The sequence below is a fragment of the Serratia odorifera genome, from assembly GCF_041448735.1.
GTDB classification, from domain to species: Bacteria; Pseudomonadota; Gammaproteobacteria; order Enterobacterales; family Enterobacteriaceae; genus Serratia_F; species Serratia_F odorifera.
The window spans coordinates 543,737-566,325 of record NZ_JBGMUT010000001.1 but is presented as its reverse complement, the minus strand read 5'-3'; the positions used below and the strand labels follow the sequence as shown (position 1 = coordinate 566,325).

Below are 22,589 nucleotides of genomic sequence, written 5' to 3'. Positions count from 1 at the left end.
ACAATAAAAGTCAAAATCTGGCCAAATCAGCCTTGGCGTTTTACCCGGGAAACAGGCTATCATTAGCAGGCCGAGGCGCGACCGCGCACCGCGTTAACCAGCCAAAGGAGAAGGTCATTTTGGATGCCAGCACGATCAACAGTTTGTTTATTATCGGCGCCGTGTTGGTAGGGGCCAGTATCCTCCTCAGCTCTTTCTCATCACGTCTTGGCATCCCCATTCTGGTTATCTTCCTGGCAATCGGCATGCTGGCCGGCGTTGACGGCATTGGCGGCATTCCTTTTGACAATTATCCCGTGGCCTATCTGGTCAGTAACCTGGCGCTGGCGGTGATTCTGCTTGACGGCGGCATGCGTACGCGCGTCAGTTCTTTCCGCGTTGCCTTATGGCCGGCCCTGTCATTGGCCACGGTCGGCGTGGTGATCACCGCCGGGTTAACCGGGCTGGCAGCCGCCTGGTTATTTAATATCGATCTGATCCAGGGGCTGTTGATCGGCGCCATTATTGGTTCAACCGACGCCGCGGCGGTATTTTCGCTGTTGGGTGGCAAAGGGTTAAACGAACGCGTTGGGGCCACGCTGGAAATCGAGTCCGGCAGTAACGATCCGATGGCGGTTTTTTTGACCATTACGCTGATCGCAATGATTTCGGCCGGAGAAACCACCCTCAGTTGGAGCTTCCCGCTGCATTTACTGCAACAGTTCGGCATGGGGATCATTTTTGGTCTCGGCGGTGGCTGGTTGCTGATGGCGTTGATTAACCGCATCAAATTGCCCGAAGGGCTATACCCTCTGCTGGCAGTCAGCGGTGGTATCTTGATATTTGCGCTGACCACCGCGTTAAACGGCAGCGGCATTCTGGCGGTGTACCTGTGCGGGCTGATGCTCGGCAATCGGCCGATTCGCAACCGCCATGGCATCGTGCAGACGTTTGACGGCCTGGCCTGGCTGAGCCAAATCGCCATGTTCCTGGTGCTCGGCCTGTTGCTGACGCCTAGCAATCTGCTGCCGATTGCCGTGCCGGCTCTGCTGTTGTCGTTGTGGATGATCCTGTTCGCCCGCCCGATTTCGGTATTCCTGGGCCTGCTGCCGTTTCGTAACTTCACCCTGCGTGAAAGGGTATTTATTTCCTGGGTTGGCCTGCGCGGCGCCGTGCCGGTCATTCTGGCAGTATTCCCAATGATGGCCGGCTTGCCAAACGCCCATCTGTTCTTTAACGTCGCCTTCTTCGTGGTGCTGGTTTCGCTGTTGCTGCAAGGCACCACGCTGGCTTTTGCCGCCAGGAAAGCCAAAGTGGTGGTACCACCGGCGCTAACGCCCATTTCGCGCGTTGGTCTGGATATTCATCCGGAAAACCAGTGGGAGCAGTTTATCTACCAATTGTCGGCCGACAACTGGTGCGTGGGTGCCGCGCTGCGCGAATTGAAAATGCCACCGGGTACCCGCATCGCTGCGCTGTTTCGCGGTAAGGAACTGCTGCACCCAAGCGGCAGCACCCGCCTGCGCGAACAGGATATTCTGTGCGTCATCGGCCATGAGCATGACTTGCCAACGCTGGGCAAGCTGTTCAGCCATGCTCCGCCCGTCACGCTCGACGCCCGCTTCTTCGGCGATTTTATTTTGCAATCAGATGCCCGCTTGAGCGATATTTCGCAGATTTATGGTTTGAATCTGCAGGAAGGCGTTGATGAACAGCAAACGCTGGGGCAGTTCGTGCTGCAGATGATTGGTGGCGAACCGGTGGTGGGTGACCATATTGAATGGGACGGCCTTACCTGGACCATCGCCGAAATGGAAGGCAATCAGGTCAGCAAGATTGGCGTAAAAATCGGCGACGATTAACCACTGCCGTCGTTGAGGCTGCACCGGTGATCTAACCCGTCGTGCAGCCCGGCAAACCGCTGCCGCCTTCGACAGCCCTCTGGCGACTCTGCCGACTTCGAGTCTCCTGACGCAGCCGGTCGAATACGCCGCTCAAGGCCGCTGGCCACGCTAGAGCCGCTTTCGCCACCTCAAGACAAACAACGCGAACAGTTCTGGAACTTATGGCGATAGGAAAGCTCATAATACTGGCAATAATAAAACGCTGACCTTAGCGCGGTAAAATGCACCGGGAAGCCGAGCCGGCACCGGGGAACACGCAGGTAATTGTAGGTATTGGTTTGAATAACAGTAAAAAATTTATCGCCATAATGATAGCCGCGGTGTTAATACTGGTCGGCGTTAATCTTGGCGTTGCCGATTTAATTCATAAAATTCTGGTTGGATGACGTAACGTGACGCAGCGTAAGCATGATGGAGACTTACTGGGGAAAATCTTGATCACCGTTTCGGCACTTTGCGTGCTGATCGTTGCGGGGTTATTGATCTGGGGATTTGTTCTGGACTGAACAGCAGGCATAAAAAAACCGCCGCGGCGGTTTTTTAGCGATTCACGATCAGATTTTACAGCCTTCGCAGTCCGCTTCGTCTTCAAGCATTTCGGGAACTTCTTTTGCTTTCTCGGCGGCTTTTTGTTCGGCTTTGGCTAACTCTGCATCGATGTCAAAATCGAAAATATCATCACTCATCGCAACTTCCTTACACTTAACGGGCTTCAAACGCTGAGTATAATCGACATCCTGGCAGGCGCAAACCCTTCAATTGACCAACGCTACCGACGCGCCGGGGTTATGCAGCTTCTTACCGTACGCCAGGTCGTAAACGTCATAGAAATCAATTTCGCCTTTGTTGGCGAGTATTTCCTGCACTCGAGACTTCAGCGCCATGCCGACCGTCGGTTCAGCCAACAGCGCCGCTACCGCCTGTGCCGATAATGCCCGGGTAAAATACCATTCGCCGTTATAGCAAACCCGCAGATCAAGCACGCCGATATCCTCAAAACGGTATACGGGTTTGATCTCCACCAGCAGCATGGCAAACATGAACAGCACAAATGCGGTAAACCCGATCAATGACCACAGTCCCAGGTAGGGAACCGGGTACATCACGCCGATCACCGCAAAATAGCCGGCAAACATCGCCAGACACAGATAACGATGGGTACGCGCAAACTCGCTGTTGAAGCGCGGCTTGCCGTCACGCCCTTCTCGCTGGTTAATGTGGTCGATTTCTTGCAGCAGAATGTTTTTAATCGCGTCCATCTCGGCAACCTTGGCAGGAAAGTATTATTACTATCGATAATTACGCGCCAAACTAACATAAGTACAGTTTGCCGAGGTAGATCAGTTCAGCAATTAAAAACCGGCAACTGTTATAGTTTCAGCGTGACTGCGACGCTTGCCCCTGGGCAAACATGAACATGCGCTGAGCAACGTCGTCCGCCTGCTTGATCTTGTTCTGCTGGCAACCGTTGCCGCGTTGAATGGCGCGTGCATAGGCAATCTCATGCGCTTTATCGATCATGGCAATGACGTCATCACGCAGCGACTTGTCCAGATTGCCCAGCAGGGTCGTGATAATGGCTTGATAGGCATTGGATTCCGCCGTCAGCGCTTTTTCACGGGCTTCCAGCGCGGCGACGCGTTGCAGTAGTTCTTGCAGTTGGGCAGATTCAGACATATCGACCTCCGGTTGCCGGGCAGAAAACCTGCCTTCTTACAGTCTAGCAAAGGATCGATCTTCAGGGAGGCGTGAAGCAGGTAGGGTAAAGCACACCCGAAAATCCCAACGAGGAGCCGATAGTGCAAATCAACCCGGGTGCGCTTTAGCCTACCGCTGCGTAGAGTTCAGGAAGCTGGCGCGCTATGCAGGACTCGAACCCGCGTCTATCAATTTTGTAGCCAAAAAGCATGTTAAAACCAATCACTCTGCCAACTGAGTTAATAGCGCATTCCTTCGCTTCGACGGTCATTATCCATATTAACCCTAAGGAGACAAGACAAAATGCCACTATAGCAACTAATTACAGATAAATCTCACCACTTACCGGCTGTTCACATCCATTATTCACTGAGGTCGATGATCGGATAATTACCATTCAGCAGCGGCCGGCACAGGATTTTGTAGCCATCGCTGTCAAAATGACTGGCGCTGCGCTGCAGGCCCGCCACCTGTTCCAGCGCGCTGACCGTACCCAGGTAAAACCAGTTATGAATAATATGGTACTGGTTAAAATCGCCGCGCTGTTCATGCAGTGCCACCCTGCCGGCGTAAGGCCAACAGTGGATGCGCAACTGTTCCAGTGCCTGTGCCAGGCGCTGCTGATGCTGCTCCTCGCTTTGCTTGCCGCAACAGACGCCAGCGCACTTGTGCAAGCTATGGCGAAAACACGCTCGGCCCGGCGGCAATGCTTCCAGACCCAGCCGGCCATAACACAGCTGTTGCTGGTCGGCGATGGTGCGCAGTTTCTCCAGCGCAGCAGTACGGTTGGCAAACAGGCCATACAGCGCCGGCGTCAACGCGAAATCAATCTCCTTGGCATACACAATCTCCAGCCGGGACGCCTGCAAATGCAACGAACATAGCTGACGCGAACGGCGCAGCCGCTTATTGAACAGCGGTTGCAACGCTTTGATCATCTGCGCTTCGATCAGCAATGCACCCAGTTCGCCGGCGGTTTCTGTAAACGAGATACGCTGTGTTTGCCGCAGTAGCTTGCCTTCGTCTTTGCAGCGGAAATGCGCCATCACCCGACTACGGATATTGACGCTTTTACCGATGTACAGTGGCATGCCGTCACGCTGACCGTGAAACACGTACACTCCCGGCGCCTTCGGCAGCGTCGCCAGACAGGCACGCAAATGCTCCGGATATTGATAAATGTCGAGCTCAGGCTCTAATCGCTTGGGTAGCATGGCAACGTATATACTCTCAGATCAACGCAATAACTGTTTTTATATACAGTGTAGCGTTAAATGTCGCCATTGCCTAGCGTCTGCCAGCTCAGGTGTTCTCGCCATCTCTCAGATAGCGGTAGCTGGCAAACAGGCAGAACGCATATCCCACCAGTTCGCAGCCCTCTTCTACCATGTTTTTAACCACCCGGTCATAGCCGTCCAGCATCAGCCCTTGCCACAATTGATGCATGCCAAACAAACGTGAAAATACCAGAATACACAGCAAACCGGCGCACATCATGCCGTAGCTGGGATGAGTCAAAAAATGCGCCAGACCATTGACGGTGGCCGCGGGACGGCATAGTGCATACACCAGACACCCTATCGCAGTCAGCAGGGCAAACCATACCCAGGCACCGTGATGCAGATAGTCAAAGACAAAGTCCATTTCGCGAATCAGCATACAGAGAAAAAAGCCGCCGATCAGCACGCGCGCTGGCCGGTACGGCGGTTGCCGCCAGCCAGAAATAAAGAAGCCCAGCGCTATCGCCAACAGCAGGACTTCCTGCATCAGCTCCGTCAGCGAGGTTTCGTAGACAAAATTGTGTAGCCAATGCACATCGATAAATATCAGTCCGACCAGAGCGGCCAACATCGCAGCCTGCAAAGCAAAGGAGATTATTTTCTTAACAATAAGATGTAGCTGAACCTGCATAGTAACGCCCGTTATTATATTCATGGCGCGTATACTAGCGATTCAGGCTGCAATTTACCTTGGCAATTCATGCGCTTGTTATTGATTTTTCGTCGAGCGACGCCACTAAACGCTTGATAAACCGGCCGTCATAATTTGATCGTCGTCACATATAACGTTAAGCTATAGCAAAAAAAATATTACTCACATTAATGAAATAACTCCGATTATCACGCAGCAGAGGGTAAACGCTGACGCTGAACGATGATTTTCACTAAAGCGGCTGGAGCACGCTAAGATTAAAGATACTGATATCTGGGCAGATAAACGTGAACCAGGATAACGAATTCACGCTCGACCAATGGATTAAGGGATGATGCTATGAAGCTAAGAAAAAAACGCCATAAACCCATGCATATTAACGATATAACCATTATCGACGACACCAAGCTCAAGAAGGCGATTACCGCCGCCTCATTGGGTAACGCGATGGAATGGTTCGACTTCGGTGTTTACGGTTTTGTCGCCTATGCACTGGGGCAAGTATTTTTCCCTGGAGCCTCCCCCGGCATACAGATGATTGCCGCGCTGGCCACCTTCTCGGTGCCGTTCCTGGTGCGCCCGTTGGGCGGTGTGTTCTTCGGCGCCATGGGTGACAAGTTCGGCCGACAGAAGGTGCTGTCCATCACCATCATCATCATGGCGGTCAGTACCTTCTGTATCGGCTTGATCCCCTCCTACGCCACGATTGGTATCTGGGCGCCGATTTTGCTGCTGCTGGCAAAACTGGCACAGGGCTTCTCGGTGGGCGGTGAATATTCCGGTGCCGCGATCTTTGTGGCCGAATACTCACCCGACCGCAAACGCGGCTTTATGGGCAGTTGGCTGGACTTCGGTTCCATCGCCGGCTTCGTGCTCGGCGCCGGGGTGGTGGTACTGATTTCAAGCATCGTTGGTGAAGCCAACTTCCTTGACTGGGGCTGGCGTATTCCGTTCTTCCTGGCGGCGCCGCTCGGCATTATCGGCCTGTATCTACGCCATGCGCTGGAAGAAACCCCCGCGTTTCAACAGCACGTTGATAAAATGGAAAAAGGCGATCGCGAAGCGATCCAAAACCCACCGCGCACCTCGTTCAAAGAGATTGCTACTAAATACTGGCGTAGCCTGCTGGTGTGCGTAGGTTTGGTCATCGCCACCAACGTCACCTATTACATGCTGCTGACCTATATGCCAAGCTATCTGTCGCATAACCTGCATTATTCGGAAAGCCACGGCGTATTGATCATCATTGCCATTATGATCGGCATGCTGTTCGTCCAGCCGGTAATCGGGCTGACCAGCGACCGCATCGGCCGCAAGCCGTTCGTCATCGGCGGTAGTGTCGGTCTGCTGTTGCTGGCGGTGCCGTGTTTTATCCTGATCAACAGTAACGTTATCGGCCTGATCTTCCTTGGCCTGTTGATTCTGGCGGTATTGCTCAACTCATTTACCGGCGTCATGGCTTCTACCCTGCCGGCGATGTTCCCGACCCATATTCGCTACAGCGCGTTGGCGATCTCGTTCAATATTTCGGTACTGATTGCCGGCGCCACGCCGACCATCGCCGCCTGGCTGGTGGAATCGAGCGGCAACCTGTATATGCCGGCCTATTATCTGATGGCGGTGGCGATCATTGGTCTGATTACCGGTCTGTACATGAAGGAAACGGCCAACAAGCCGTTGCGCGGTGCCACGCCGGCCGCATCCGACCCTAGCGAAGCCAAAGAGCTGCTACAGGAAACCTACGATAACATCGAGCAAAAAGTAGAAAACATCAGCGATGAAATCACCGACCTGGAAACCCAGATCCAGGCGTTGGAGAAGAAAAAACAGATGCTGATTGACCAGCATCCAAAACTGGATTGATTCGCACCGGATAACCCATCAAGCCACCCCTGCGGGTGGCTTTTTTTGTCTCCTTCCGCTTGGTATCAGCCAGCAGCCTGCAACAGTTGCGTCAGGCGGGTTAACGCAAACAGCGCCGCCTGATGGATCACGCTTTCACTGTCGCCGTCAAAATGCCGCTTCTCCGCGCACAGGCCAATCGCCTCGCCTCCCCAGGCGAACCACACGCTGCCAGCCGGCGTCCCGTCCGCCCCCCCTTCAGGTCCGGCATAGCCGCTGATGGCCAGCGCCACCTGTTCACCAGACGCCGCCAGCGCTCCCTGCACCATCTCGCACACCACCGGCTCACTGACCGCCGTATGCCGCTCCAGCGTTGCCTGCTCTACCCGCAGCAAACGCACTTTGGCGCTATTGGTGTAGGTGATAAATCCACTGGTAAAAAAATCGCCGCTGTCACCGGCGGCGCACAACGCCATACTCACCCAGCCACCGGTACAGGATTCGGCGGTAGATAATTTCAATCCTTTGGCCTTCAACGCATTACCGGCTTGCTTTGCCACTGCCACCAGTTGTTGATCCATTATTCCTCCTGTTGATACAAGATAAATAATTATTAGAACCCTTGCGCTGCCTACCTCCAGTATAGATAGGGAAGAAAATAAAATGAAAATAGTCTAATCCTTGCCAAGTACCCCCTGGAAAAACACGGACATTACTATCAGGTTGGACCAGAATATCCGATGTTTTTTTAACGTATTTATTTCATCGACTTAGTTTTCTCTCCAGACAATTAACCGCCACAGCGGCTTGACTTCCTCAGCATCATGATTAGGTAAACAATCCTTATATAAATTTCATCGATTTCATTGACAGTTTTTTAATACGTGAACTATAAATTTTTAACCGGCAGAAAACCGGTAAAAGTAACATGACTGAAAGTAAAAAATAATATTCTTATCTCTGGAGGTTATATGGCTTTGAACTTAGGTGGTTTGACGGGTTTATTAGGCGGATTAACCGGGATCGTCAGCGGTGTAATTGGTACCGTTGCCGGTGCTATTGGCGCCGTTAGCGGTGTGGTTGGCGGTATTGCCGAAACGGTAACGTCGGTGGTCGATGGTATTCTGGATAAAATCGGCGACGTCACCGGCGGTATTACCGATCCGATAACGGATGTGGTTGATGGCGTAACGTCCGGTAATCTAAGCACTGATGACTTGATTGCAGCCCTGAATAACAGCGCCGATGTCGCACAGGACGGTGTGACTCAGGCTGCGGTTGAAATCAGCGGTGTGGCTCATACGGCAGTGGATGCCGTGGCTTAAGCGTAGCAACAGCTAACTATGCACGCGTAATTTAGCCGCCGGGGGCGTTGTACGACGGCTAAATTATTTGCAAAACAAACAAGTAACAAAATAAAGCATTATCTGGCGTGTACGCCGATAGTTTCCAGTGCGGCACGATAATATTTCTGCATCTCATCGGGCTGCCGCTCTATTTCACTAATCAAATGCTTAAGAATATTGTCCTTATTAATTGCTCTCTGGTCCATGAGTAAATGAAAAATGCTATCACCAAGAATAGCACCCAGCTTTTCACGATAAAGCTGTGCGTCCTCATGCCGCAAGCCGTACAGACTGTAGTCGATCATTGTCCCGAAAATTCCCTAATAATGAAAGGCCGCAATGCAAAGGGCTCTTCAAGATTTCAATCATTGTGATAATGAACAGAAACTATTCTTATCGTAATTATTACAATAAGATTTTTCCTATCCCCAGGCAAGTCAGATGCCCGTCATAACGTATGTTTAGGAATTTTCGCACTACACAATTTTTTTAAGGTTATTTGCCCTTGGCTGTCAGATATATTTCAAATGGTCCAAGGGGAGCTAGCATGCCCTATTTTCTTTTACGTCTCCTTAGGCACTATTAGCAAACTATAAATGCGAAGCAGATCACGTTTTTGTGCCAAGGGGATATTTTAACTTGCGCCTGGACGTCCAGAAAGCTAGTTTGCTAAAGCCGACTTGGTCAGCGATTACTTTTAACACTTTGAAATAAAAGGTTATTATGTCCATTACAGTTAAAAGCAAGAAAGAAGCTAAAGTTGCCATCTCGACAGGGAAAGTAAAGAGAATAAAGCTCGATTATCCCGTCAGCGCCGATGATATTTGCGAACTGACAACCATTTGCCGTTCGAAAGGGGCAAATATTATCAAGGATAATGGTGCGTTTATCATTTCCATGAGCAGTCCGACCATTCCCAAGGTCGCCAGTTTTCCTTCCTGACCATTCGGTCATGCCAACGCCCCATCCTGGGGCGCTATTGCCGTAGCAAATAACGTCTACCCCATGGACGCTCCCCCCTACCCTGTACTAGCATTAACACTGCACCTCATGCTCAAATCGGTAGCCTTACGCTACAATTTTTCCTGTAGCAGCAAGGAACTCACTGATGATTTTCGACAAGTTACTGCCCTCGCAGCTGAATATGAAGAATCCGCAGAAAGTGGTTAACTTGTCTTTTATGCTTATGGTACTGATTTTTATCGTTCTTTCCTGGCGTGAAGCGATAATCATCAATGAGTCATACACCGAAAGCCAACGAAATAAACTGCTGAGCGTTGCCACCACCCTGGACAATCGGATCCAATATAGCCTCGACCAACTTAATTTTTACCAAAGCATCATGGTGCAAGCGCTGGAAACACCATTGGTAACCGATAAAACCCGTGCGGTGCAGCAGCGTTTTGACCAGATCCGTCAACGAACGGTATGGCAGGTAGAGGTGGATCTGGCGCGCGGCATGCCGATTAACGGCGTTTCGGATGCCTTCCGCGGCCAATTTCCGCTACTGCATCGCCTGCCTGTCGGCGCGTTGCATAAAGAACTGGCGGCAGCGCTTGAGTTCAGTTTTATTTTGCATCTGCGCGATGAGCTCAAAGAACTGCAAAAACGCACCTACTATATTTCACGCTCCGGATTTTATGTTTCCTCTGCGCCGCCGCAGAACCACAAGGAACAAATCGTCAGCTGGCGTCGGATGATGACACACAACTATTTCACCAATGGCCAACCGAGCCGCAATCCACAGCGCAAGCTAACCTGGACCGAAGTGTATAACGGCATATTAAACGAAGGGCCGACCATCACCGCCAGCGTGCCGATTGATCTCCATGCAGAATGGTTTGGCGTTATTGCGATGGATTTTTCTACCCGCGACATCCATCAATACCTGAGCAATTCGCTGCCCAGCCAGAACGACGGCACGTTGCTTATCCTGGACAAAAAATTCAACGTTATTGCCAGTACTCAGCCGACGGCGGCCGCCGCGGCGTTAACCCCGACAGAGCGCCAACGGCTTGCTAGCGCATTGGCTAATGATGATTTCGGCACCCTGCGTATGGGCACGCGTTTCATTACCTATTCCGCGCTCAAAAACCTGGATGGCACCCTGGTCAACGTCCATTCGCTGTCCGAAGGCATGCGCGGCGAATACGGTCGAATTATCAGCGTGTTGCTGATCATGTGGCTGGTGTTCAGCTGCGCGTTGCTGCTGGCTTATCAGGTTATTCTGCGTTTGGTACGCCGTATGAGCGATCTTCAAGGCAATCTGGCGATCCGTGCCAGTTACGATACCTTGACCCGGCTGTATAATCGCGGCGCCTTCTTTGAAAAAGCGTATGCCATCGTCGAAAAATGCCGGGCAATCAACCGACCTTACTCGGTCATTCAGATCGATCTGGACCACTTTAAATTCGTCAACGATTGCTACGGCCATCTTACCGGTGACCGCACGCTGGCGACGACCGCCAGGCTGGTGCTCGGTGCGGTACGCCAGCACGATGTGGTCGGGCGGGTCGGCGGTGAAGAGTTTTGCGTGATATTGCCTGGCACCACCAAAAGCGTCGCCAGTCAGATTGCAGAACGGATCCGTGCCTCGCTCGAAGGCGCGATGATATTAACCGATGACAACCTGCCGATCGGTGTTACCGCCTCACTGGGGGTGGCCTGCGCCGATGAAGATGGCAGCACCGCCCTCAACGACCTGCGCATGATCGCCGATCGGCGGTTATACACGGCAAAGAAAAACGGCCGCAATCAGGTGATCAGTGACGACACGCCGTCCACTGGCGCATGATGCCGTCAACGTCTTTTTCTCACCAACTGCGGTCGCCGCGTCAGATATTCCAGCGGAATGCTCCACACATGTACCAGGCGGGTAAACGGGAACAGCAGAAACAGCGTCATGCCCAGCACCAGATGGATCCGATAGATTGGTGCCACCCCCTGCAAGAATTGCGAGGCGCCAAAGCGGAAGGTCACCACGTGCTGTGCCCAGTTGACCAGCTTCAGCATTTCACTACCGTCAGGGTGTTGGGCAGAAAATGGAATGGTACCCAGCCCCAGCGAAACCTGCACCAGCAGCAATACCAGGATCAGGATGTCCGCGCCGCTGGATATCGCCCGTACCCGCGGATTGAACAATCGACGGTACAGCAGCATCAGACCGCCAATCAGCATCAGCACGCCGCAGGCTCCACCCATCAACATCGCCATTTGCTGTTTCACCGGCATCGGTAACCAGGATTGATACACCCAGTGTGGCGTCAGCATGCCAAACGCATGACCGGCCAGAACGCCAAGCACGCCGACATGAAACAGATTGGAGGCCAACCGCATCCAGCGCTTGTCCATGATCTGGCTGGAGCCGGCTCGCCAGCTGTATTGGCCGTAGTCATAGCGTAGCAGGCTGCCGAGTAAAAACACCGTACCGACAATGTACGGATAGATATCGAAGAAAAATATCTCCAGGAAATGCGCCATCACTCACTCCCCCTGCCTTGTGGCGCCGCGGCGCCAACGTCAAGATATTGCGGCGCCACCGAACCGGTGAAACGGCGCTGGTGCTGTTTGGCCGCTTCGTCACTGCAACCGCCCTGTTCAACCATAAATCGCACCTGTTCCTCTTCCCAGACCGCATCCAGTGCGGCCGGGGTGTCGTCAGGTGCTTCCTCACGCACTTTCGGCAACAGATTCTGACTGCGGGCCTGGCTGCCGGAAAGCTGGGTCAGTAGATCGAACAGCGGGGCATAACCGCTGTTGCGCTGGTGCAGGCGCGCCCCCAACAAGGCCAGGATTGGCGCAATGCTTGCCAACCACTCCTGCGCATCCTTCGGCGATGACATCGACAGAAAATCGAGGAACAGCGGCAAATGGTCGGGCAGTTCATAGCTGTTCAACTGCAACCCGGCCTGACGATAATGCTCAAGCAGATTGATCATTGCCTGGCCGCGATCGCGCGACTCGCCGTGCACATGCTCAAACAGCAACAGCGAGGTCGAACGACCGCGATCAAACAACCCGGTGTATTCGGCCTGCGCGTCCAGCAGTCGCCCGGCGCAACGCCAGCGAATGGCCGCCCCCAATGCCACCTGCTGCATTGAAGAGAGTTCATTTGCCTCGTTCAATGCCGCCAGCAGCTCCGCCTTCCCTTGCCACAGCGCCTGGTCGGGATACTCCAGCAAACGCGAAATTATACGCAGTGAAATCATAATTTCTGCTCCCCCGTTTTTGCACCAACATCAATGGCATCAATGCGCTTGGAGTTGAACAGATCAAACTTGCTGTCGCTACCGTGGCAGCCGTCGCCAAAGCTGAAGCCACAACCGTTGCGCTCAGGGAACGCATCGCGTGCCAGTTCACGGTGGCTGCTCGGGATGACAAACCGGTCTTCATAATTGGCGATCGCCAGGTAGCGATACATTTCCTGCACCTGCGCTTCCGTCAGCCCGACCTCATCCAGCGCGCTGGTATCGTGTACACCTTCCACCGTTTCCATCCGTTTGTAATGGCGCATCGCCAGTATGCGCTTCAGCGAACGTGCCACTGGCGCAGTGTCGCCAGCGGTGAACAGGTTGGCCAGATATTGCAACGGAATACGCAGCGCGTCGATGTCAGGCAAGATGCCCTTGTGCGGTAATACTCCGGCGTCCGCCGCCGACTGTATCGGTGACAACGGCGGCACGTACCATACCATCGGCAGGGTGCGATATTCCGGGTGCAGCGGCAACGCCAGCTTCCAGTCCATCGCCAGCTTATATACCGGCGAACGCTGGGCGGCATCGATCACATTCATCGGCACGCCGTCCAGCAGCGCCTGTTCGATAACCGCCGGATCGTGCGGGTTGAGAAACACCGCCAGTTGACGCTCGTACAGATCCTGGTCGCTTTCCACCGACGCCGCCTGCTCGATGGCATCGGCGTCATACAGCACTACGCCGAGATAGCGAATGCGCCCAACGCAGGTTTCTGAACAGATGGTTGGCAGGCCAGCTTCAAGACGCGGATAACACAGGATGCATTTTTCCGACTTGCCGCTTTTCCAATTGAAGTAGATCTTTTTATACGGGCAGCCGCTGACGCACATGCGCCAACCTCGACACTTGTCCTCGTCAATCAGCACGATGCCGTCTTCCTCGCGTTTGTATATTGCGCCGCTCGGACAGCTTGAGACGCACGCCGGATTCAGACAGTGTTCGCACAGGCGCGGCAGATACATCATAAAGGTGCTTTCGAACTGGCCGTACATCTCTTTTTGCACGTTTTCGAAGTTCTTGTCCTGCGAACGTTTGGCGAATTCACCGCCCAGATCGTCTTCCCAGTTGGCGCTGCCGGTGATTTTGTCCATCCGCTTGCCGGTCAGCAGCGAACGCGGCCGCGCCACCGGCTGCACCTTGCCGTCGGCAGCGGTATGCAAATGTTGATAATCGAAGTCGAACGGCTCGTAATAATCGTCTATCTGCGGCATGTGCGGGTTGGCAAAGATATTCGCCAATACCGCAAAACGCCCGCCCTGACGTGGCTTCAGGCGACCATTAATCTTGCGGATCCAGCCGCCCTTCCATTTATCCTGGTCTTCCCAGTTCAGCGGATAGCCCAGCCCAGGCTTGGTTTCAACGTTGTTGAACCAGGCATATTCCGTACCTTCACGACTGGTCCAGACGTTTTTGCAGGTGACCGAACAGGTATGGCAGCCGATGCATTTATCGAGATTCATCACCATGCCGACTTGTGAACGTATTTTCATTTTGCCGCTCCCCGGCCGCCGGCCACTGCTGCCGGTTGCTCGCTGTCATGCCCTTCATTGTCCAGCCAGTCGATGCGCCGCATTTTGCGTACGATGACAAACTCGTCGCGGTTGGAACCCACCGTGCCGTAATAGTTGAAACCGTAGGCCAACTGGGCATAGCCGCCGATCATATGGGTGGGTTTCGGACTGACACGGGTCACCGAATTGTGGATCCCGCCACGCTGACCGGTGATTTCCGAACCGGGTACGTTGATGGTGCGTTCCTGCGCGTGGTACATCATCACCATGCCGGCCTGCACTCGCTGACTGACCACCGCACGCGCCGACAGGGCGCCGTTAACGTTAAAGGCTTCAATCCAGTCATTGTCTTCAATGCCCAGTTCTTTGGCGTCGGTTTCGCTGATCCACACCAGCGGCCCGCCGCGCGCCAACGTCAACATCAACAGGTTGTCGCTATAGGTCGAATGAATGCCCCATTTCTGGTGCGGCGTCAGGAAATTCAGCGCCTTTTCCGGGTTGCCATTGGGGCGCTGATTGAACAATGGGCGCGTAGTTCGCGTGTCGATCGGCGGTCGGTACACCAGCAGACTTTCACCAAAGGCGCGCATCCACGGATGATCCTGGTACAGCTGTTGCCGGCCGCTGAGAGTGCGCCATGGGATCAGCTCATGTACGTTGGTATAGCCGGCATTGTACGAAACGCGATCGTCCTCAAGCCCGGACCAGGTTGGGCTGGAAATGATTTTTCGCGGCTGCGCCTGCAGATCGCTGAAACGGATTTTCACCTCCTGTTTGGGCAACGCCAGATGAGTGTGTTCGCGGCCGGTCAGTTCTCCCAACGCGCGCCAGGCTTTCACCGCCACTTCGCCGTTGGTTTCCGGCGCCAGTGACAGCACCACTTCCGCCGCCTGCCGGGCGGTATCAATCACCGGTCGACCGTCGGCATGGCCGCCGCTGTGTCGGCGGTTCAGCCGGCCGAGCAGTTCGATCTCTTCCTGGGTTTCCCAGTTGATGCCCTTGCTACCGTTACCCAGCGTGTCCAGCAGCGGTCCCAGCGCGGTAAAGCGCGCATAAGTATTCGGGTAATCACGCTTTACCACCGCGATCGACGGTGCAGTCTTGCCCGGAATCAGATCGCATTCGTCCAGCTTCCAGTCGAGCACTTCCAACGGCTGCGCCAGTTCCCCCGGCGAATCGTGCAGTATCGGTACCAGCACCACATCGGTTTCTTCCGCCAGGTGACCAACGCAGACACGGGAAAAACTTGCCGCCAGCCCTTTGTAGATTTCCCAGTCGCTACGCGACTGCCAGCACGGATCCACCGCGGCGGAAAGCGGATGAATAAACGGATGCATATCCGAGGTATTCATGTCGTCTTTCTCATACCAGGTGGCGGTCGGCAGAATGATGTCGGAATACAGGCAGGTGGTCGACATGCGAAAATCAAGGGTTACCACCAAATCCAGCTTACCTTCGCGCGCCTGCTCGCTCCATTCCACCTCCTGCGGTTTTTGTTGTCCTTGCTGACCCAGATCCTGCTGCTGAATGCCGTGTTCAGTACCGAGCAGGTACTTGAGCATGTATTCATGCCCCTTGCCGGAAGAACCCAACAGATTCGAGCGCCAGATAAATAGGTTCTTTGGACTGTTTTGCGGCGCATCGGGCTGTTCGGCAGCAAACCGCAGGCTACCGGATTTCAACCCGTCGACCACAAACTCCTGCGGCGTTTTCCCCTGTTGCTCTGCCTGACGGGCGATACCCAGCGGGTTGACGTTAAGCTGCGGCGCGGAAGGCAACCAGCCCATCCGTTCGGCACGCACGTTAAAATCAATCAGACTGCCGCCAAAGCGGGATTTGTCGGCCAGCGGCGACAACAGATCGGCGGTATTGAGCGTTTCATAACGCCACTGGCTGGAATGGTTGTAGAAGAAAGAAGTGGTGTTCATTTGACGCGGCGGCCGTGTCCAGTCCAGTCCGAACGCCAATGGCAGCCAACCGGTTTGCGGGCGCAGTTTTTCTTGCCCGACATAGTGCGCCCAGCCGCCGCCGGTCTGGCCGACACAGCCACAAAATACCAGCAGATTAATCAGCCCACGGTAGTTCATGTCCATGTGATACCAGTGGTTGATCCCCGCGCCAACGATGATCATCGAACGCCCATGAGTTTTGTCGGCGTTATCGGCAAACTCACGGGCGATGCGGATAATATTGGCGCGCGGCACGCCGGTAATCTGCTCCGCCCAGGCGGGGGTATAAGCCTTGATATCGTTGTAATCGCTGGCCGCCAGCGAGTTATCAACCTGCTCAGTCCCCCAGTCGCGGGCAATACCATAATTGGCTACCGTCAGATCGTATACACTGGTGACAAATGCCTGTGAACCATCAGCCAGAGTGATTTTTTTCGCCGGTACCGGGTGATGCAACACCTCTTGCAACGCCACCGGACGGAACTGTTCGCTCTCGATGCCGCCAAAATACGGGAAGGCCACCGACACCGCCGCATCCTGTTGTCCCAGCAAACTCAGCTGCAACCTGACCTCGCGCTGCGCCTGTCCGGCGGTTTGCGTCAGGTTCCATTTGCCCTTCTCCCCCCAGCGAAAACCGATCGAGCCCAACGGCGCGACCAGCTCGCCGCTCAACTGATCAATAGCCACGGTTTTCCATTCGGGGTTGTTCTCCTCCCCCAGTCCATTGACCAAATCGGCTGCCCGCAGTTGCCGCCCGGCGGCATAACTGCCGTCTTCAAGCGGCTCCAGCAACACCAGCATCGGCAAGTCACTGTAGCGCGAGGCATAATCGGTAAAATACTGGCTCGGTTTCTGCAGGTAGAATTCTTTGAGGATCACATGGCCCATCGCCAGCGCAATGGCGCTATCGGTACCCTGTTTCGGTGCCAGCCACTGATCGCACAGTTTGACGATTTCTGCATAATCGGGGGTTATCGCTACCGTTTTCGTGCCTTTATACCGTACTTCGGTGAAGAAGTGCGCGTCCGGCGTACGGGTCTGCGGCACGTTGGAGCCCCAGGCGATCAAATACGACGAGTTGTACCAATCCGCCGATTCGGGTACGTCGGTCTGCTCGCCCCAGGTCATCGGCGAAGCCGGCGGTAAGTCGCAATACCAGTCATAAAAACTCAGGCAGGTGCCGCCAATCAGCGACAGATAACGCGCGCCGGCGGCATAAGACACCATCGACATCGCCGGAATCGGCGAAAAGCCGGTAACCCGATCCGGGCCGAAGGTTTTGGCGGTATATACGTTGGCGGCGGCAATCAGCTCGTTCAATTCATCCCAGCCGGCACGCACCAGACCACCGCGGCCGCGCGCCTGCTTGTAGCGTCGACTTTTTTGCTCATCGTCGACGATCGCCGCCCAGGCATCCACCGGGTCGTCATGCACTTGGCGCGCCTCACGCCACATTTCCAGCAGGTGCAGACGTATCAGCGGATGTTTCAGGCGGTTGGCACTGTAGAGATACCATGAATAGCTGGCGCCGCGTGGGCAACCTCTCGGTTCATGATTGGGCAAGTCGGGGCGGGTTTCCGGATAGTCGGTTTGTTGCGTTTCCCACGTCACCAAACCGTTTTTAACGTAGATCTTCCAACTGCACGATCCGGTACAGTTCACGCCATGGGTCGATCGCACAATCTTGTCGTGTTGCCATCGCTGGCGATAGCTGTCTTCCCAATCGCGGTTGGTGTCGAGCGTTTGGCCGAAACCATTCGAAAACGAATCATCCAGTTCCTTGAAATAACGGAACCGGTCTAGAAATTTGCTCATCGACATTCTCCATCAAGCCGCCAGCCGAAACTGCCGTCGCAGGTGAATAATATTTTTATAATATAAACATGTAATTAGATTAGTTTATTGCTGAACGCCCGTTGAGGTTACGTGGCGGCACTTTCCTCAGAATAGACAAAAACCCTGACTTTGCCGTGGTTGATGAGAGAAAAAACGCTGAATTAAACCGCACATTTGCAGTTGCCGAATCTGTCGACCAGACTAATGGCAGCGATTTTGCACATTGAGGAGCCGCGGCTATGTCGCAACTGCCAAAAACTGACGATCGCGCCGAAAAAGGCGTTTTATCCATCTGGAATCCCGAAGATCCGCAATTTTGGCAGCACACTGGCCAAGGCATCGCCCGGCGTAACTTATGGATTTCTATTCCCAGCCTGTTGCTGGCCTTCTGCGTCTGGATGTTGTTCAGCGCCGTTGCCATCAACCTCAACCGGGTCGGCTTCTCATTTTCTACCGATGAGCTGTTTATGTTGACCGCCCTGCCTTCATTGGCCGGCGCCTTTATGCGCGTGCCCTACTCATTTGTCATACCCATTTTCGGCGGCCGTCGCTGGACCGCGTTCAGCACGCTGATCCTGGTGATCCCCTGTTTGTGGTTGGGCTTTGCGGTGCAAAATCCCGCCACGCCGTATTGGGTGTTTGTGGTGATTTCTTTGATGTGCGGCGTCGCCGGTGCCAATTTCGCCTCCAGCATGGCCAATATCAGTTTCTTCTTTCCGAAAAGCCACCAAGGTGGCGCTCTGGGGTTGAACGGCGGATTGGGTAACCTGGGGGTCAGCGTCATGCAACTGGTCGCGCCGCTGGTGGTAACCAGCGCTATTTTCGGCACCTTCGCCGGCGGTGGCCACGCCACAGCGGAAGGCGAAACGCTATGGCTTCAAAATGCGGCATTTGTCTGGGTGATACCATTGGCGATATTTGCCGTCGCCGCCTGGTTCGGCATGAACGACATTGCGGCTGCCAAAGCCTCCCTTGGTGAGCAGTTACCGGTACTGAAACGTCTGCATATGTGGGTCATGGCGCTGCTGTATCTGGCGACCTTCGGCTCGTTCATCGGCTTTTCCGCCGGCTTCGCCATGCTGACCAAAACCCAGTTCCCGGAGGTGTCGATCGCGCACTATGCCTTCTGGGGTCCGATGATCGGCGCATTGGCACGGCCGGTCGGCGGCGCACTGGCCGATCGATTTGGTGGTGCGCGCGTTACGGTACTCAACTTCGCAATGATGAGCATTTTCGCGGCACTGATCTTTCTGACCCTACCCGGCACCCACGGTGGTGGATCGTTCCTGGCATTCTTTCTGGTATTTCTGGGTCTGTTCCTGACCGCGGGTCTGGGCAGCGGCTCGACCTTCCAGATGATTTCCATTATTTTCCGTTTTGATACCACCCGCCGCGTGAAGGCCAATGGCGGCAGCGATGAGGAAGCCGCGCACGAAGCCGCCACCGACTCCGCCGCTGCGCTCGGCTTTATCTCGGCCATCGGCGCGGTTGGCGGGTTCTTCATTCCCAAAGCCTTCGGCACCTCGCTGGCACTCACCGGTGCGGCAGACAGCGCGATGAAAGTGTTCCTGGTATTTTACGTGGTCTGCACCCTGGTGACCTGGTGGTTCTATATACGCACCCATATCGATAGCCGAAAATAACCCCTCCAGCGCCTCGCCGTTTCCGCCGCGAGGCGCCTGAACCACTGGCTGACTGCCAGCGCTTCCGCCAGTTCCGATCCAACGCCACCGTGCCGATAGCACGCCGTATGAGCCAGCGAAACGCGCTGCTGCCCGTGAGTCGCCATCCGCTGTAAAAATGCATCACCATAATGAATTTTTGCATCACATTTTTTATTAAACTCTCGTCTCAAAAACCTTACAATACCTATGATTAATAACCGATTTCCCTGGTGTTGTTGTATGTTGCCCCTCGTCTGGAGGGGCTTTTTTTTCCAACGTCACCTGTCCGCACCGCTGCGTCATAGGCTAATCGATGACTCCCCCCAACCCAGCCAAATCCCTCTGGTGGACGACAAGCGCACTAGCCGATAAAAAATCTGCCTGCAAAGGCGACGTTTCCCTTCCCTTTGCTAAGATTTTTATTAATAAAAAAACAATGCCGCACTTTGTCTCCGTTGGCTGGTTTATGAAAAAACACGTTGATTTGTCTGGCCAGTGGTGTTTTTCGGTTTTCACGCCAAACAGCCGGCGGCTGCGTTACACCATAGCCAAGCATGTCGAGCCTGGTGCATGACATTAATAAACACCGGTGGTGATCGGGGATATTGGCTGGGATTCCTGTCTGTGGTTCGCCAGCGAAAATCATGGTTACCGGCCTTGAATCACTTGAGCATACTGGCTAATAGTTTAATTGTATTAATAATTACATGCGTATCGGTGGCAATTTTCAGCCAGAATTACTGGTAACATAACGAAAGAAAGAAATCATATTGCCGCAACACCGCACGCCATTTTTATCGTATACAGAAAGTTTAAATTTAAACTGAAATTTATTTTATAGATTACGGCTCATCCACTAGCATTGCGGCAGCGTGAATTATATTTCTGAAAAGTGACAGTATTCACAACCCACGCCTATCCAGACAGCCCGCAAAGGAAATGATTTTATAACTGATTGTAAATATTACGTTTTTATTTAATACGATTTAATGGGGAATGTAACATTAAATATCAGTTGTTTACTATACTCATTTTTGCCCTCTCATAAACGGAGCTCCGTGATGTTTATAAACGCCCCATTCAAAAGGACCATGATCGCCAGTATGCTGACGTTGGCATCTGGTGCCGTGTCCACCGCCCACGCTGCTGATGCGGCCGCTGATACCGCGAAGCAGGATGCATCGAAACCCAATATCGTCGTTATTTTTGGTGATGATGTCGGCTATTGGAACCTGAGTACTTATAACCAGGGCATGATGGGTTATAAGACGCCAAATATTGACAGCATCGCCAGTGAAGGTGCGAAATTTACCTCGTATTATGCTGAACAGAGCTCCACCGCAGGTCGATCATCATTTATTACCGGCCAGATGCCATTCCGTACCGGCATGAGCAAGGTCGGCATGCCTGGTGCTCCGCAGGGGTTGAGTAAAGACGATCCAACCATCGCCAATATTCTCAAGAACCTGGGTTATGCCACCGGCCAGTTTGGCAAAAACCACCTTGGGGACCGCGACGAGTTTCTGCCTACTGCCCACGGTTTTGATGAATTCCTCGGTAATCTTTACCACCTTAACGCCGAAGAAGAGCCGGAAAACCCGGACTATCCGAAAGATCCCGCATACCGCAAACAGTTTGGCCCGCGCGGCGTCATCAAAAGCAGCGCCGACGGTAAAATTGAAGATACGGGTCCACTCACCATCAAACGCATGGGCACCGTTGACGAAGAAACGCTGGCAGCGAACAACGACTTTATGGAGCGTCAGGTAAAAGCCGGCAAACCGTTCTTTACCTGGTACAACACCACCCGCATGCACAATAAAACCCACCTGAAAGATGCCAGCATCGGCACTACAGGGCTCGGCACTTACGCCGACGGCATGGTTGAGCATGATAAAACGGTCGGTGAAGTCCTGAAAAAAGTAAAAGACCTGGGCATTGAAGACAACACCATCATCATCTACACCACGGATAATGGGCCGATGATCGCGACCTGGCCTGACGCCGGCATGACGCCGTTCCGAGGCGAGAAAAACACCGGTTGGGAAGGCGGTTTCCGCGTGCCCGCCATGATCAAGTGGCCGGGACATATCAAACCCGGCACGGTGATCAACGATATTTTCGGCAGCAACGACTGGTTCCCGACGCTGGTTGCCGCAGCCGGCGTGCCCGACATCAAGCAGCAACTGCTAAAAGGCTACAAAACGTCGTCAATGACCTACAAAGTTCATCTGGACGGGTATAACCAACTGGATTTCCTGCAGGGCAAAGGCGAAGACCCGCGTAAAGAGTTCTTCTACTGGAGTGACGACGGCGATCTGCTGGCCATCCGTTACGGTCGCTGGAAGGCACACTTCATGATCCAGGAGCATTCGGGTCTGGACGTTTGGCGCTACCCGTTTGTCAAGCTGCGTACGCCAATGCTGTTCGATCTCGACATCGATCCGTTGGAACGAGGCGACACCGGTATGGACTACAATAACTGGTTCTACAGTCGTTTGTTCCTGCTGGGCGGCGCGCAAAAATACGTTGGCGACATGCTGCAAAGTTTCCAGGAGTTCCCTCCTCGCCAAAAACCTGGCTCATTCACGGTTTCGGATGTTCAGCAACTGATCGAGCAAGGTGCAAAAAGCAATTAATCAAGCCATTAACCGGGTGGGCAACCACCCGGCATA

The 22,589-nt window shown here is 53.8% G+C and carries 19 protein-coding genes and 1 tRNA gene; 8 read left to right on the top strand and 12 right to left on the bottom strand.

The window, feature by feature from the left end:
* Positions 1 to 119 precede the first annotated feature (119 nt).
* Positions 120 to 1,841, top strand: coding sequence for a potassium/proton antiporter (locus tag ACCC84_RS02600; RefSeq protein ID WP_039992220.1), 1,722 nt, complete (start codon positions 120 to 122; stop codon positions 1,839 to 1,841).
* A gap of 596 nt (positions 1,842 to 2,437) precedes the next feature.
* Here ACCC84_RS02600 and ACCC84_RS02595 read toward each other — a convergent pair.
* From ACCC84_RS02595 to ACCC84_RS02570, 6 genes are all read right to left on the bottom strand, one after another.
* Positions 2,438 to 2,569 carry a hypothetical protein gene (locus tag ACCC84_RS02595; protein WP_004964351.1) on the bottom strand — a complete coding sequence of 44 codons (132 nt, stop codon included), beginning with the start codon at positions 2,567 to 2,569 and terminating at the stop codon, positions 2,438 to 2,440.
* A gap of 69 nt (positions 2,570 to 2,638) precedes the next feature.
* Complete coding sequence (locus ACCC84_RS02590; RefSeq protein WP_004964354.1) at positions 2,639 to 3,142, bottom strand: YlaC family protein; 504 nt, start codon at positions 3,140 to 3,142, stop codon at positions 2,639 to 2,641.
* 118 nt (positions 3,143 to 3,260) lie between these two features.
* Positions 3,261 to 3,560: a sigma-S stabilization anti-adapter protein IraP gene (locus ACCC84_RS02585; RefSeq protein WP_004964355.1), complete on the bottom strand. Its 300-nt coding sequence runs from the start codon at positions 3,558 to 3,560 to the stop codon at positions 3,261 to 3,263.
* Positions 3,561 to 3,736: 176 nt separating this feature from the next.
* Positions 3,737 to 3,830: transfer RNA gene (locus ACCC84_RS02580), tRNA-OTHER, on the bottom strand.
* A 113-nt stretch (positions 3,831 to 3,943) separates the two neighbouring features.
* Positions 3,944 to 4,795 (bottom strand): excinuclease Cho, encoded by an 852-nt coding sequence (gene cho, locus ACCC84_RS02575; RefSeq protein ID WP_198772699.1) that lies wholly within the window; start codon positions 4,793 to 4,795, stop codon positions 3,944 to 3,946.
* Positions 4,796 to 4,883: 88 nt separating this feature from the next.
* Positions 4,884 to 5,492 (bottom strand): hypothetical protein, encoded by a 609-nt coding sequence (locus tag ACCC84_RS02570; RefSeq protein ID WP_039992221.1) that lies wholly within the window; start codon positions 5,490 to 5,492, stop codon positions 4,884 to 4,886.
* A gap of 360 nt (positions 5,493 to 5,852) precedes the next feature.
* Between ACCC84_RS02570 and proP the strand changes: the two genes are divergently transcribed.
* Positions 5,853 to 7,376 carry a glycine betaine/L-proline transporter ProP gene (proP, locus tag ACCC84_RS02565; protein ID WP_088499662.1) on the top strand — a complete coding sequence of 508 codons (1,524 nt, stop codon included), beginning with the start codon at positions 5,853 to 5,855 and terminating at the stop codon, positions 7,374 to 7,376.
* A gap of 65 nt (positions 7,377 to 7,441) precedes the next feature.
* On the opposite strand, the gene ACCC84_RS02560 is transcribed toward proP, so the two are convergent.
* On the bottom strand, positions 7,442 to 7,936 hold the full coding sequence (locus tag ACCC84_RS02560; protein WP_004964369.1) for a CinA family protein: 495 nt from the start codon (positions 7,934 to 7,936) through the stop codon (positions 7,442 to 7,444).
* Between the two features lie 390 nt (positions 7,937 to 8,326).
* On the opposite strand from ACCC84_RS02560, the gene ACCC84_RS02555 reads away from it, so the two are divergent.
* The gene (locus ACCC84_RS02555; protein ID WP_004964371.1) at positions 8,327 to 8,680 is read left to right on the top strand and encodes a hypothetical protein; all 354 of its coding nucleotides are present in this window, start codon (positions 8,327 to 8,329) and stop codon (positions 8,678 to 8,680) included.
* Positions 8,681 to 8,778: 98 nt separating this feature from the next.
* Here the strand turns inward: ACCC84_RS02555 and ACCC84_RS02550 are convergent, their stop codons facing one another.
* Positions 8,779 to 9,006 (bottom strand): biofilm development regulator YmgB/AriR family protein, encoded by a 228-nt coding sequence (locus ACCC84_RS02550; RefSeq protein WP_004964374.1) that lies wholly within the window; start codon positions 9,004 to 9,006, stop codon positions 8,779 to 8,781.
* Positions 9,007 to 9,424: 418 nt separating this feature from the next.
* On the opposite strand from ACCC84_RS02550, the gene ACCC84_RS02545 reads away from it, so the two are divergent.
* Complete coding sequence (locus ACCC84_RS02545; RefSeq protein ID WP_004964379.1) at positions 9,425 to 9,643, top strand: hypothetical protein; 219 nt, start codon at positions 9,425 to 9,427, stop codon at positions 9,641 to 9,643.
* Between the two features lie 166 nt (positions 9,644 to 9,809).
* Entirely contained in the window at positions 9,810 to 11,495 is a 1,686-nt protein-coding gene (gene dgcQ, locus ACCC84_RS02540) for a cellulose biosynthesis regulator diguanylate cyclase DgcQ (protein ID WP_273867652.1), read from the top strand.
* A gap of 5 nt (positions 11,496 to 11,500) precedes the next feature.
* Here the strand turns inward: dgcQ and narI are convergent, their stop codons facing one another.
* Genes narI through ACCC84_RS02520 form a run of 4 tightly spaced genes read right to left on the bottom strand, consistent with a single transcriptional unit; the run spans position 11,501 to position 18,229 of the window.
* The gene (gene narI / locus ACCC84_RS02535) at positions 11,501 to 12,181 is read right to left on the bottom strand and encodes a respiratory nitrate reductase subunit gamma (RefSeq protein ID WP_004964386.1); all 681 of its coding nucleotides are present in this window, start codon (positions 12,179 to 12,181) and stop codon (positions 11,501 to 11,503) included.
* On the bottom strand, positions 12,181 to 12,909 hold the full coding sequence (narJ, locus tag ACCC84_RS02530) for a nitrate reductase molybdenum cofactor assembly chaperone (protein WP_198772700.1): 729 nt from the start codon (positions 12,907 to 12,909) through the stop codon (positions 12,181 to 12,183). Before narJ ends, narI begins: the two co-directional genes overlap by 1 nt.
* On the bottom strand, positions 12,906 to 14,444 hold the full coding sequence (narH, locus tag ACCC84_RS02525; RefSeq protein WP_004964391.1) for a nitrate reductase subunit beta: 1,539 nt from the start codon (positions 14,442 to 14,444) through the stop codon (positions 12,906 to 12,908). Before narH ends, narJ begins: the two co-directional genes overlap by 4 nt.
* Entirely contained in the window at positions 14,441 to 18,229 is a 3,789-nt protein-coding gene (locus ACCC84_RS02520; RefSeq protein WP_039992222.1) for a nitrate reductase subunit alpha, read from the bottom strand. The genes narH and ACCC84_RS02520 overlap by 4 nt, the downstream gene beginning before the upstream one ends.
* Positions 18,230 to 18,489: 260 nt before the next feature.
* Between ACCC84_RS02520 and ACCC84_RS02515 the strand changes: the two genes are divergently transcribed.
* The 3 genes from ACCC84_RS02515 to ACCC84_RS02505 all read left to right on the top strand — a co-directional run bounded on the left by ACCC84_RS02515 (position 18,490) and on the right by ACCC84_RS02505 (position 22,553).
* Positions 18,490 to 19,893: a NarK family nitrate/nitrite MFS transporter gene (locus ACCC84_RS02515; protein ID WP_198772702.1), complete on the top strand. Its 1,404-nt coding sequence runs from the start codon at positions 18,490 to 18,492 to the stop codon at positions 19,891 to 19,893.
* A gap of 334 nt (positions 19,894 to 20,227) precedes the next feature.
* Complete coding sequence (locus ACCC84_RS02510; RefSeq protein WP_371901506.1) at positions 20,228 to 20,488, top strand: hypothetical protein; 261 nt, start codon at positions 20,228 to 20,230, stop codon at positions 20,486 to 20,488.
* Positions 20,489 to 20,975: 487 nt separating this feature from the next.
* Positions 20,976 to 22,553 carry an arylsulfatase gene (locus ACCC84_RS02505; protein WP_004964410.1) on the top strand — a complete coding sequence of 526 codons (1,578 nt, stop codon included), beginning with the start codon at positions 20,976 to 20,978 and terminating at the stop codon, positions 22,551 to 22,553.
* Positions 22,554 to 22,589 lie beyond the last annotated feature (36 nt).

Bases quoted from the DNA above. Each gene is read 5' to 3' on its own strand.
- ACCC84_RS02595 (WP_004964351.1), bottom strand. From the start codon at position 2,569: ATGAGTGATGATATTTTCGATTTTGACATCGATGCAGAGTTAGCCAAA.
- ACCC84_RS02590 (WP_004964354.1), bottom strand. From the start codon at position 3,142: ATGGACGCGATTAAAAACATTCTGCTGCAAGAAATCGACCACATTAAC.
- ACCC84_RS02585 (WP_004964355.1), bottom strand. From the start codon at position 3,560: ATGTCTGAATCTGCCCAACTGCAAGAACTACTGCAACGCGTCGCCGCG.
- cho (WP_198772699.1), bottom strand. From the start codon at position 4,795: ATGCTACCCAAGCGATTAGAGCCTGAGCTCGACATTTATCAATATCCG.
- ACCC84_RS02570 (WP_039992221.1), bottom strand. From the start codon at position 5,492: ATGCAGGTTCAGCTACATCTTATTGTTAAGAAAATAATCTCCTTTGCT.
- proP (WP_088499662.1), top strand. From the start codon at position 5,853: ATGAAGCTAAGAAAAAAACGCCATAAACCCATGCATATTAACGATATA.
- ACCC84_RS02560 (WP_004964369.1), bottom strand. From the start codon at position 7,936: ATGGATCAACAACTGGTGGCAGTGGCAAAGCAAGCCGGTAATGCGTTG.
- ACCC84_RS02555 (WP_004964371.1), top strand. From the start codon at position 8,327: ATGGCTTTGAACTTAGGTGGTTTGACGGGTTTATTAGGCGGATTAACC.
- ACCC84_RS02550 (WP_004964374.1), bottom strand. From the start codon at position 9,006: ATGATCGACTACAGTCTGTACGGCTTGCGGCATGAGGACGCACAGCTT.
- ACCC84_RS02545 (WP_004964379.1), top strand. From the start codon at position 9,425: ATGTCCATTACAGTTAAAAGCAAGAAAGAAGCTAAAGTTGCCATCTCG.
- dgcQ (WP_273867652.1), top strand. From the start codon at position 9,810: ATGATTTTCGACAAGTTACTGCCCTCGCAGCTGAATATGAAGAATCCG.
- narI (WP_004964386.1), bottom strand. From the start codon at position 12,181: ATGGCGCATTTCCTGGAGATATTTTTCTTCGATATCTATCCGTACATT.
- narJ (WP_198772700.1), bottom strand. From the start codon at position 12,909: ATGATTTCACTGCGTATAATTTCGCGTTTGCTGGAGTATCCCGACCAG.
- narH (WP_004964391.1), bottom strand. From the start codon at position 14,444: ATGAAAATACGTTCACAAGTCGGCATGGTGATGAATCTCGATAAATGC.
- ACCC84_RS02520 (WP_039992222.1), bottom strand. From the start codon at position 18,229: ATGAGCAAATTTCTAGACCGGTTCCGTTATTTCAAGGAACTGGATGAT.
- ACCC84_RS02515 (WP_198772702.1), top strand. From the start codon at position 18,490: ATGTCGCAACTGCCAAAAACTGACGATCGCGCCGAAAAAGGCGTTTTA.
- ACCC84_RS02510 (WP_371901506.1), top strand. From the start codon at position 20,228: ATGACTCCCCCCAACCCAGCCAAATCCCTCTGGTGGACGACAAGCGCA.
- ACCC84_RS02505 (WP_004964410.1), top strand. From the start codon at position 20,976: ATGTTTATAAACGCCCCATTCAAAAGGACCATGATCGCCAGTATGCTG.